9 protein-coding genes are annotated in these 11,558 nt (G+C 64.5%); 7 read left to right on the forward strand and 2 right to left on the reverse strand.

Annotated elements, in window-relative coordinates; genetic code table 11:
- The first annotated feature begins 34 nt into the window (after window positions 1–34).
- From XW59_RS23770 to XW59_RS23790, 5 genes are all read left to right on the forward strand, one after another.
- The gene (locus XW59_RS23770) at window positions 35–2,098 is read left to right on the forward strand and encodes a hydantoinase/oxoprolinase family protein (protein WP_047148185.1); all 2,064 of its coding nucleotides are present in this window, start codon (window positions 35–37) and stop codon (window positions 2,096–2,098) included.
- Window positions 2,095–3,786 (forward strand): hydantoinase B/oxoprolinase family protein, encoded by a 1,692-nt coding sequence (locus XW59_RS23775; protein ID WP_047148186.1) that lies wholly within the window; start codon window positions 2,095–2,097, stop codon window positions 3,784–3,786. Before XW59_RS23770 ends, XW59_RS23775 begins: the two co-directional genes overlap by 4 nt.
- Window positions 3,787–3,791: 5 nt before the next feature.
- Window positions 3,792–5,090, forward strand: coding sequence for an FAD-dependent oxidoreductase (locus XW59_RS23780; RefSeq protein WP_047148187.1), 1,299 nt, complete (start codon window positions 3,792–3,794; stop codon window positions 5,088–5,090).
- Window positions 5,087–5,623, forward strand: coding sequence for a cupin domain-containing protein (locus tag XW59_RS23785; protein WP_047148188.1), 537 nt, complete (start codon window positions 5,087–5,089; stop codon window positions 5,621–5,623). The genes XW59_RS23780 and XW59_RS23785 overlap by 4 nt, the downstream gene beginning before the upstream one ends.
- Window positions 5,624–5,865: 242 nt before the next feature.
- Entirely contained in the window at window positions 5,866–6,516 is a 651-nt protein-coding gene (locus XW59_RS23790) for a histidine phosphatase family protein (protein WP_047148189.1), read from the forward strand.
- Window positions 6,517–6,816: 300 nt separating this feature from the next.
- Here XW59_RS23790 and XW59_RS23795 read toward each other — a convergent pair whose 3' ends face one another.
- On the reverse strand, window positions 6,817–8,286 hold the full coding sequence (locus XW59_RS23795; RefSeq protein WP_047148190.1) for a M81 family metallopeptidase: 1,470 nt from the start codon (window positions 8,284–8,286) through the stop codon (window positions 6,817–6,819).
- 226 nt (window positions 8,287–8,512) lie between these two features.
- Here XW59_RS23795 and XW59_RS23800 point away from each other — a divergent pair, with 226 nt between their 5' ends.
- Together XW59_RS23800 and XW59_RS23805 are read left to right on the forward strand one after the other, a co-directional pair.
- Window positions 8,513–9,541, forward strand: a complete 1,029-nt coding sequence (locus tag XW59_RS23800; RefSeq protein ID WP_047148191.1) for a P1 family peptidase — start codon at window positions 8,513–8,515, stop codon at window positions 9,539–9,541.
- 1 nt (window position 9,542) lies between these two features.
- The gene (locus tag XW59_RS23805; RefSeq protein ID WP_047148192.1) at window positions 9,543–10,340 is read left to right on the forward strand and encodes a M55 family metallopeptidase; all 798 of its coding nucleotides are present in this window, start codon (window positions 9,543–9,545) and stop codon (window positions 10,338–10,340) included.
- On the opposite strand, the gene XW59_RS23810 is transcribed toward XW59_RS23805, so the two are convergent.
- Entirely contained in the window at window positions 10,330–11,268 is a 939-nt protein-coding gene (locus XW59_RS23810; protein WP_047148193.1) for a LysR family transcriptional regulator, read from the reverse strand. The two genes, XW59_RS23805 and XW59_RS23810, sit on opposite strands and share 11 nt — an antisense overlap.
- Window positions 11,269–11,558: the final 290 nt, after the last annotated feature.

Consider the following 11,558-nt stretch of genomic DNA (forward strand, 5'->3'; position numbering starts at 1 on the left):
ACGCTACTTCAAACATGGGACCATGCGACTGAAAATGAGCACTGTGCTTGGAATTGATATCGGCGGCACCTTCACCGACCTGATCCTGATGCGCGACGACGGCGCTGTGGTGGAGAAGGTTCCGAGCACGCCCTCCAACCCGGCGCAGGCGATCGTCGATGGGCTGCGGGTACTGAAGGAACGGCACGGCGTAGATCTGGCAACGCTGGACCTCTTCTGCCACGGTTCGACAGTGGCGACCAACGCGCTTCTCGAAAGCAAGCTGCCGGCGACCGCGCTGGTCGTGACCAGGGGCTTTCGCGACGTGCTGGAAATCGGCTCGATGATGCGGCCGTCGCTGTTCGATCTCAAGGCGCAGAAGCCGCGGCCGATCGTGCCGCGCGAATTCGTCTTCGAGGTTGAGGAGCGCATCGGTCGGACGGGCGAGATCGACATTGCGCTGACGCAGGCAGCCATCGACGGCGTGATCGAGACCTTGCGCGCGGCGTCCGTGCGCTCGGTGGCGATCTGCCTTCTGTTCAGTTTCCGCAACGACGTGCACGAGCGCGCGCTGGCGCAGGCGATCCGCGTTGCGTTGCCGGACGTGTCGGTGACGGTCAGTACCGACGTCGCCCCGGAGATCAACGAATATCCGCGCGCATCGACCACGGCGATCAGTGCCGCGCTCGAACCGCTGGTGGCGCGCTATATCGACGAGATGAGGTGCGGCGTCGTCTCGGAAGGGCTGATGGCGCCGGTCTATGTCATGCAGAGCTCGGGCGGGGTGATGACGGCGGAGGAAACCGCCGTCAACGCGCATCGCATGATCCTGTCGGGGCCCGCGGCGGGCGTTCTGGCCGCGCAACGGCTCGCCGAATCGACGCCCTATGCCGACATGATAACCTTCGACATGGGCGGCACCTCGACCGACATCTGCCTGATCAAGGACGCTCGCGCCGATCTGGAGCGTGAATCCATGTTCGAGGGCAGGCCGCTGCGCGTGCCGCAATTCGCCATCCACACCATCGGAGCGGGCGGCGGTTCCATCGCGCGCGTCGATGCCGCCGGCATGTTGAAGGTCGGCCCGGAAAGCTCAGGCGCGATGCCCGGCCCTGTCTGTTACGGACGCGGCGGCACGCAGCCGACCGTCACGGACGCACATGCCGTGCTGGGTCGCATAGATCCCGGCAATTTCCTCGGCGGCGAGATGAAGCTGGACGTCGAAGCGGCCCGCCGCGCCATCGAGGAGCGGATCGCAAAGCCGCTGGGGCTGAGCGTCGAAGAGGCCGCGCAAGGCATTCTCGACATCGCGGACGCTGCCATGGCGCGTGGCGTACGCGTCGTCAGCGTCAACAAAGGCCACGACCCGCGCGACTTCGCGTTGATGCCCTTCGGCGGTGCGGGTGCCATGCACGCGCTGACCGTCGGCGCGCTGGTGGAAGTGGGCCGCGTGGTGGTGCCGCAGCGCGCGGGCATCTTCTCGGCGGTCGGGCTAGCCAGCTCCGACGTGAAATACGACTTCATTCGCATCGTGGAAAAGCCGCTCGACACAATGCCACCAGAGGAGTTCCAGGCGATCTATGAGCCGCTGGATCGGCAGGCGGTGGAACGTCTCAACGACAAGATGCCGGCGGGCGCATCGATCGACCTCGTCCGCACGGCGCAACTTCGCTACATGCGCCAGGACAATAAGGTCGAGATCGAGTTGTCTTCGGGCGATATCACCGCCGAGGCGCTGGAGAAGCTGGCGACGGAGTTCCACGAGGCGCATAGCTTCCAGTTCGGACACAACGATCCGGAAGGCCGCATCGAACTCGTTTCGCTGTCGCTGGAAGCGTTTGGCCGCATGGGACATGCCCGCTCCGAAGCGATGGCTGCGCCGCCCGACGCTTTCGTCGCCGCGCCGCGCTCGACGCGGCGCGTCTATTTCAGGGAAACCGGTTGGGCGGACGTCGGCGTCTATGACCGGCGCGACCTGAAACCGGGAGCGTCACTGACGGGGCCGGCCGTGGTCGAGGAGCGCGAGGCGACCATCATCGTCACGCCGGACGTTTCGGGCCGCGTCGATGCAGGCGGCAACATCATCCTCGAACGCATGCAGGCCGGGGCAACAGAATGAAGCACGATCCGATCACCACAGAAGTCGTGCGCCACGCGCTCGAGACCATCGCCGAAGAGATGGGCACGTCCATGCGGCGCACGGCCATCAGCGTCGTCATCAAGGATCTGCGCGACTATTCCTGCGCGGTGTTCGATGCGAAAGGCCGGCTGCTGGCCTGCGCTCTGGATATTCCGGGCCTGATGGCGGCGATGGCGCCGGCGCTGCAGGCGACGCTGGCGAAATGGGGAGACGACGTCGCGGAAGGCGACGTGTTCATCACCAACCATCCCTATATGGGCTGCGCGCATACGTCCGATATCAACGTCTTCGTTCCCGTCTTCGGCGACGATGGCAAGCTCGTCGGCTTCACCGGCGCGATAGCGCACCATGCCGACTGGGGCGGACGCGTGCCGGGCACGGCGGCCTATGACAGCCGCTCGCTCTATCAGGAAGGCGTGGTTCTGGCGGCGCTGAAGCTCTACGAGGGCGGCAAGCCGGTTCAGGCCATCTTCGACATTATCCGCGAGAATGTTCGCCATCCCGACCAGAACATGGGCGACCTGCGTGCGCAACTGGCCTCGGCGCGTGCGGGACGCGACCGTTTCGCCCGGCTCGGCAAGTCCTACGGCGCGGAAAATCTTCGCGCGATCCTCGCTGGCCTCATCGACTACACGGCCCGGCGCGTGCGCGCCGAGCTGGCCAGCCTGCCGGACGGCACCTGGAGCGCGGAAGGCGCCATCGACGATAACGGCATCACGCCCGGCGCGCGGGTGCGCTACGTCGTCGACGTGACGCTGAAGGGGGAGGCGATCACCTTCGATTTTTCGCGCGGCGACAGGCAGATGCCGGGTGGCATGAACATTCCGTGGGCGTCTCTGCGCTCGGCGGTTCAATATGCGCTGACCTGCATCCTCCCCGACGACATCCCGGTCAACGAGGGCGTCATGGACGCGGTGGAGATCCTCGCGCCGGTGGGCGGGGCGGTGAACCCGGCGCATCCCGCCGCAGTCGGTGACAGGCACATCGCCTGCGAGCGGCTGTGCGACGTGCTGGTGAATGCCATGGGCAAGATTTCGCCGGAACGGACATCGGCCGGCTGGTGCGTGGGCTTTCCTGTGTTCATCTGCGAAAGCGTCTCTCCCAAGACGGGCGACAGCGCCGTGCTGCTGGGCATCATCGCCGGAGGCGCGGGTGCGGCGAACGACCGTGATGGCGCCAGCGGCATCGACGTGCATCTGTCCAACTGCGCCATCATCCCGGCGGAGAGCATCGAGAGCAACTACACGCTGCGCATCGACCGCTACGAGCTGATTCGCGACAGCGGTGGCGCGGGCGAGTTCCGCGGCGGGCTCGGCATCCGCGCCGATTACCGCAACATCTCCGGCAAGGCGATGGACGTGCAGACCGAGGTCGAGCAGAGCGCGGCCGACTCGCCGCCATGGCCGCTGCCGGGCGGACAGCCGGGCACCAACTGTTCGGTCTGGATGCTGGCCGACGGCAAGGAGGAGGCCCTGCCTTCCAAGGGATATTTCTCGATTCCACCCGGCGGCGTCGTGTCGATGCGCGGCGGCGGCGGCGGCGGCGCGGGCGATCCGCGCACGCGGCCGGTGGAACATGTGTTGGCGGACGTGAAGGCGGACCTCGTCAGCGCCGAGGCGGCCAGAAGCATCTACGGCGTCGATCCGGCAACCGGAACGAGGGTCTGAGAGCGATGGAACAGGCGCGCCGGAAGGGTACGGCCTTCGGCACACCCTATTGGAATGAGGGAGTCGACAGGGCGGCGACCACGCCGGTCGCCGAGCTGTCTGCCTCGGCCGACCTCGTCGTCATCGGTGCGGGATATACCGGCCTCAACGCCGCGCTTGCGGCAGCAAAAGCGGGGCTCGACGTGGTGGTGCTCGACCGCGAACATCCGGGCACGGGCGCCAGCGGCCGCAATGGCGGCCACGTCTCGACATCGATGAAACCGGGTCTGGCCGAGCTTTCGGCGAAGGTCGGCAAGACGAAAGCCCGCGAGATCCTTTCGCTCGGCTTTTCGGCCGTCTCCTACCTGAACAGGCTGATTGTCGACGAGGGGATCGACTGCCAGCTCGAAAATTGCGGTCATTTCACCGGTGCGCACAAGCCGTCCGCGATGGCGGGCCTGAAGGCCTGGGCCGACGAGCAGCAGGCGCTCGGCAATCCTGTCGAGATGGTCGCGAGGGAGGACCAGCGCGCCTATTGCGGCAGCGACCATTTTCATGGTGGCGTTTTCATGCCGGCCTGGCAGTCGATCCACCCCGGCCGTTATGTGAACGGGCTTGCGGCGCGCGTGATCGCCGCGGGGGCGCGGGTCTTTTCCGGGCAGGACGTCGTGGGGCTGACGCAGTCCGCGGCGGGGGTGGAGGTCACGCTCGCCGGCGGCGCGACGATCGGGGCGAGGACGGTCGTCGTGGCGACGAACGCGCATACCGGGTCGATCACGCCGCGCCTGCGCCGGCAGATCATCCCAATCGCCTCGGTGCAGATCGCGACCGAACGCCTCGATCCGGAACTGGTGCGGCGGCTGCATCCGCGCCGGGCGATGAGCTACGACAGCCGCCGGCTGGTCACCTATACGCGCCCGTCGCCTGACGGGACCCGTGTGCTGGTGGGTTCGCGCGTGCGCTTCACCCCCGGCGATCCGGAAGCCTCGCGCGCCCCGATGCATGCGCGGATGGAACGGTTCTTTCCCGAGCTCGCCGGCATGCGCAGCGACTATCTCTGGGGCGGGCTGGTCGGCTACACCTTCGACCATCTGCCGCATATCGGCACCGACGGCGCGATTCACCACGCCATGGGCTACTGCGGCACGGGCGTGGCGATGGCGAGCTATTTCGGCCACCTGCTCGGCCGCCGCGTGGCGGGGGACACGGATACGGTGACGCCGCTCGACGGCATGCCTTTCGCCTCCGCGCCGTTCTACCGCGGCGAGCCGTGGTTCCTGCCGTTCGCCTTCGCCTGGTACGCGTTCAAGGATCGCTTCGGGTGAGGTCGCTCACGATTCCGCTGGACGACCTGCCGTTACGCGAGGAACTGCCGGCGGATCTGGTCGAGGATGGCGGCGAGCTCTGGCAACGCGGCGCCCGCCTCGTTGACAGGAGCGTGCCGGGACACGGGCGCATCACGGCGGGAAGCTGGCTCAGCGGCCGGTTCGAGACGAAGCCGTTCGTATTCGGCGGTTGCGAGTGGCTGTTCGTGCTTTCGGGCCGCATCGTCTTTATCATTGAGGGACAGCAATACGAGATCAGGCGGGGAATGAGCGCGCTGATCCCACGCGGGCTTTCCTGCCGCTGGGTGCAGCCCGAACCGGTGCTGAAATATTTCCTGCGCTGGGACCATGACGGCGACGATCAACCGCAGCGATTCTGGTCGTCGGCGATGCTTGGTGTAGACGCTCCGCGCGGCGTGTTTTCCATCTCGGCAGGCGAGGCCTCCTGGCGGCAGGGAACTTCGTTTGTGACTTTGCTGACACGGGCGGGGCATCTTGAACTTGCCGGCGTCTTTTGCGCTCTCGGAGCCTGAAACCGGCAGCAGCCCAGGGGCTTCATGGCTCGGAGTGGGAAGCCGCCATACGTGCATGACAACGGTGGAGCCGTTTGCTGCCTATCCGGTTTTGACCGAGGGATCAGTCAAAGCCGTCTTTCGGCTGACGACCCCTTCCAAGACGTTCATTGGGCTTGATCAGACGACCACAAACCGGACATTCTGCTCCGAAGAAAACCGTGTCGCGGGTATTGGGATTTTTGCTACAGGAAGCTTATGGAATGGCCTCTGTAAAAGACCTTTTCGTTGTAACCCATACAGAGTCCGTCCACCATCTGGAGAATAGGGTTGGGGGTTGGTACGACACTGATCTAACTCCTCGTGGCAGGTGGGATGCGGAGGCCACGGCCGAACGTCTGGCCGTGTTGGTTGGTCAGAGACAGGTTGAAATCTACAGTTCCGACCTTCGCCGAGCGTCCCAGACGGCCGCCGCTGTTGCTCGGCGCTTCGGCGTACATGTGACGGAAACCGCCGATCTGCGCGAGATCAGCTACGGTGTGGCAGGCGGACAACCGCAAGATTGGCTTGATGCTCGCTATAATCCTGTCTCAGATGGCAATCGGCTAGATCACCATTGTGGGATTGAAGGCGCCGAAACCCGCCGGGAGGTTGCAGCCCGCGTATTTCCTCGTGTGAATGCGATTGTGGATCGACCGTGCGGAACTCAGATCATTGTGACCCACGGCTTCACACTTAGTTTCGTCATCGCTGCGTGGATGAAGATACCGATTGATGGGACCGGCTTCCTAAGTTTTCCCGCGAAATCAGGAAGCATCACGCATCTGCGTGAAGACGACTTTTTCCGAAGCCGGGCTTTGATCAGGTTTGCTGACGCGTCCCACTTGAACCCGGAATCGTCTCAGAAAGCCTAAGTTCCGCGACTGAATCGAGACCGCTGATTCTTCGGAGAAATTTCTGTCGCGAAAGTCGGGTGCAAAAGTCCGACTTGTCCGCCAGATTTTTGCGACGCTGGAAGACCGCTTCCACCCTCTGCGAGCCCGAAACCTGCCTTTCCGCATTCCACCCAGACCTTGCCGATTGTGGTTCGTCGGGTTCGGGGTCGGTAACTGCCGGCCCGCTTTCCGGGCGCGATGTAGCGTCACCGCAGCTACCGAAAAGTTTGAGATGCCTACTGTGTACCGCTTGAAGCCAAAGAGATTTATCGACCTCAATCAAATGTCATCCAGCGGCCAGATCGGCCGCCTTGTGTTCCTGTAGGGCCGGATGAAGAAGTTCTTGGTCGAAAGCGCACCCGTATCGACCTCGATCACCTTGCGGGCGATCGGTTGGAACGCAGCACGGAAATGCTGCATCGACTTGACGACAAGTGTGGATTTACGTTGCGGCTCCACGCCGAGGGAAGTGAATTGCGCCAGATCCGTTGCCTGGCCATTGTTGGTGATCACCGCGATCTCGACCCCATCAACCCGCAGAAGCGCGCTGAGGCCATGATTGCGCCATGCCCCACCACCCATGGGACCATAGGCGATGAAACGGCCATCCGACAGCGTGACGACCTCCGCCGTGATGTCTAGAGGCGAGCCGCCGACGGTGGGGTCGACCTTGCCGCCCAATTTCAGGCGCACCCTGTTGCCCACGCCTGCTTCCTGTGCCCTCAGGACCGCTTCGGGATCGCAGATGGCATAGAAGCCGACATTGGTGAGCCTCGCGTCGAGAATTGCGCGGAGCAAGGTTGTCGCGTCGCCATAGGCGCCCGATCCGGGATTGTCGGAATAGTCGGAAATCACGAGAGGCTTGCCTTCGGTTGACGGCAGGGCCGCCTCGGCGATTGCCTCCTCAAGTGGCGTGAAGGTGATCGTGGACCAGTGGCGTTCCTGCCAGACATAGTCCATCAGCTCTTCCGCAATCGCCCGGGCCCGGGTTCCGTCTTCGGCGGTGACGGCGATCGAGGGGCCGATGTCATGGACATCGGCCGACGAGAAGCCTGCCTGGACGCTTACGACGAGCGCTTCGCCGGAAGCCTCCAGCGCGTCCGCCCGCTTCAGCAGTTCCACCATCGGCGCGGACGTCGTCCGGCCGCCATCCATGGCGTAGAGGATAGGGCGGCGGGCGATGGCGACCTTCGGCCGGATCGCGCCCTGCATGGCACGATCGAGCAGGGCGGCCGCTTGGTGGCCCCGCTCATACTGGTCGATATGCGGATAGGTGCGATATGAGATCAGGGCGCTGGTGTTGTCGGCCATGCGCTGCGTCACGGTGGCGTGGAGATCGAGCACGACCACGATCGGAATGGCAGGGCCGACGGTGGCCCGGATGCGCGCAAGCAGCTCGCCTTCGCCGTCGTCATGACTTTCGGTGGACATGGAGCCGTGCAGATGCAGCAGGATACCATCCACCTCTCCGGTCGCCGCCAGAAGGATCGCCGCGAATTCCTCGAAGCATGCGTCCGTTACGCGTCCAGCCGGCGTGGCTCCGGCAACGAGAGGGGTGACGATCGTCCAACCGAATTCTTCGGTCGCCTCATAGCCCGCGCCCATGAAGGTACGGGTATTCACGAATGCTGCGGATATTTCGTTCTCCAGATAAAGACTGCACTTCTCGAAACTGGTCCGGTCGGTCTTCTGCACGCTGAACGTGTTCGTTTCGTGCATGAACTCGGCGATCAATACGCGTGCAGGCATATGTCGAGGCCTCTTGTTGAATGAGCGTCGGTAGCGCCGAGGTCGGACGTGACGGGCACCACTATAGCCAGAAGCAGAATTCACGCTTCAGATATCATTGTTCCAGAGAGCGCAGGTGGCGTGGTCTGGCGTGCCGGTCTGGACCGATGACGCGCGGTCTGCAACATCTATGCAGACCGGGCATGGCGCGCCATGCGGAGAGAGAGACGAGGAATGGGGGAGTGGGATGGCGACCGCACGTGAACTGGGGCTGGTGACAGGAGGCCTGCGCGTCGGCCCGCTCAACGCGATCACGGATGTGAACGGCGTTTCGGTCGGCCATCGCACGCTGTCGGGTGACGGGCTAGCGACGGGGGTCACCGCGATCCTGCCGCACGCGGGCGATCCGTTCCGGCTCAAGCCGCGGGCGGCCGTCGACGTCATCAACGGTTTCGGCAAGTCGGCGGGCCTTATGCAGGTTGCCGAGCTTGGCACGCTCGAAACGCCGATCCTGCTGACGAATACATTTGGCGTTGCCGCCTGCATGCAGGAACTGATCCGCAGGGCGATCGCGGCCAATCCTGGGATCGGGCGCAGCACCTCCACGGTCAATGCGCTTGTCTGCGAATGCAACGACGGTGGCATCAGCGATATTCAGGCCATGGCCGTCACGCCCGAGGACGCCGGCGCCGCGCTGGATGCCGCGAAGCCCGGTCATGTCCCACAGGGTACGGTCGGCGCGGGCACGGGCATGACCGCATTCGGCTTCAAGGCCGGCATCGGCACGTCCTCGCGGCTGATGCGCATCGGCGACGAGGACTTCACGCTCGGCGCGCTGGTTCTCGCAAATTTCGGACCGGTGGGGCAACTGGTGCTGCCAGACGGTCGCCGCCCCGTGCCTGGCGCGGTTGCCGAGACGGAAAAAGGCTCGGTGATCGTCGTTCTGGCCACGGACCTGCCGCTGGGTGACCGGCAGTTGCAGCGCGTGGCGCGCCGGGCCGGGGCGGGTCTGGCGCGTCTTGGCGCGTTCTGGGGCAACGGCAGCGGCGATCTGGCCATCTGCTTCACGACTGCCGATCCGGTCGAGCACGAACCGAAATCCGCCTTTGCATCGCTGCGCCGGCTGGACGACGGCAAAATCGATCTGGCTTTCCGCGCGGCTGCCGAGACCACGCAGGAGGCGGTCCTGAACGCGATGTGCGAGGCTCAGGCGACCCGCGGTCGCAACGGCCGCATTTATCCGGCGCTGGCCGACTGGCTCAAGGAGAACCGTTGACATGAAGATCTTCATTTCCGCCGATATCGAGGGCACTGCCGGCATCAATCATTGGGACGAGACGATCCATGGCCATGCCGACTGGACGGAATACCGCGCCCTGATGACTGCCGAGGTGCTTGCCGCCTGCGAAGGCGCACGTGCCGCCGGCGCAACCGAAGTGGTCGTCAAGGACGCGCATGACAGCGGCCGCAACCTGCTCGTCGAACGACTGCCCGACTATGTCCGGATCGTGCGGAATTGGTCGGGGCATCCGGACCAGATGATGTTCGGTGTGGATGACAGCTTCGCCGCCGCCATTTACACGGGTTACCATTCCAAGGCCGGGACCGAGGACAATCCTCTGGCCCATACCTCTAATCTGAAAATCTCGCGGCTGCTGCTGAATGGCGAGGTGGCGTCCGAATTCACCATCAACGCGCTGTGCGCGGCGCTCTACGGCGTGCCATCGGTGTTTCTGGCGGGAGACGCCGGCATCTGCGCCGACGCGCGTGCGATGATCCCCGGCATGGCCACCGTGGAAACGCTGTTCGGCGCCGGTCCGGCGTCCAATTCCATCGCGCCGGCACGCTCCTGCCGGCTGATCTGCGAAGGGGTCGAGGCGGCGCTGGCGAACGGCGCCGGCGGCGTTCCTTCGACCAACGGTCCATGGGAGGTGGTGGTGGAATTCGTGAACCCGGTCAACGCGTATCAATCGCGCTGGTATCCGGGGGCGACGGCGCATGGCCCGCGGGCGGTGGCCTTCGAGGCAAGCAATTTCTTCGAGATCTTGCGCGCCCTGCGGTTCATTAAGGGGTGAGGGCTGCCCGGATCTGCGCGGCGGCATCCCACATCGTCTCGACCGCCTTCATCCTTTTGGCCGAGTGGCGGTAGAGCCGGATTTCCAGATCGAGCAACCACTCCCGGGAGGCGCTTGCGGCGACCAACCTGCCATCGGCCAGTTCCTTGGCGACTAGGCTTTCGGGCAGCCAGCACAGGCCGGATCCGGTGAGGGCGACGGTCTTCAGGCCGGCGCTAATGGTGTTCTCGTGCACCGTCCGACGTCCGAATGGCGGGCGTTTCGCCAGAAGCTGGGCAAGGGCCACGCCGAAAAAGGACGAATAGCCGTAGGAGAGGCAGGGCACCACCAGCTCGCCGGATACCGCCCGGTCGAGGATGCCCGCCCCCGGATGAAGCGCGTCGGCGATGCGCACCTGCGGTGCTGCCACCGGGATCAGGCGGTCACGGCCAATGGTCAGATATTCGAACTTGTCCCGGTCGAGGTGAAACGGCACCTCGGGATGCGCGTAGGTCAGGAACAGGTCCGCCTCGTCCATCACCATCGCCTCGACATTGGCCTCGATGCCGCCGCGGTCGGGGATGAAGGCGGTGCCGAGCGGCCCGGCTATCGACTCCAGCCGTCCGAGCCAGTCCGGAAAGAAAGTCAGTGTGAGCGTGTGCAGGGCGGCGATGCGAATGAGACGCGCTTCCGGGGCAGGGCGGAGCGTTTCGCGCATGGTGTAGAAGGTGCGGATCGTCTCTTGCGCCACCGGCAGGAAGCTGCGGCCTTCAGGGGTCAGTTCGGCGGGCATGGTGGCACGGCTGATCAGGGTGACGCCCAACCATGCTTCGAGCTGCCTGATCCTGCGGCTGAAGGCTGATTGCGTGACATTGCGCAGTTCCGCCGCACGGGAAAAGCTCGAGGCGTCGGCGAGCGCCACGAAATCTTCGAGCCACTTGATTTCCAACGCAACGCTCCTTTCCGCTCGGCAGGAATATCAACTGCGCGTCGTGGGACGACATCGGCCGTTAGTTATACTGATTTTGCATAATCATTTGTCAAAAGCGAATTTGCCAAGCGCCGCTTCGGGGTTCCACTGTTGGTCGCAACGCAAGGGCGCAGGAAGACGCCCGAGACACTATGAGAGGGGAATGTATGGTGGGGATTGCCCGGCGATCGGGGAAATCCGGCCGATGTGGTGCGGGGTCGGGGTGTGGCGTTATCCGTTGCAAGCCCGTTGCTGTACGTCCAGACCGC

Source organism: Aquamicrobium sp. LC103 (assembly GCF_001014615.2).
Classification (GTDB): Bacteria; Pseudomonadota; Alphaproteobacteria; order Rhizobiales; family Rhizobiaceae; genus LBCQ02.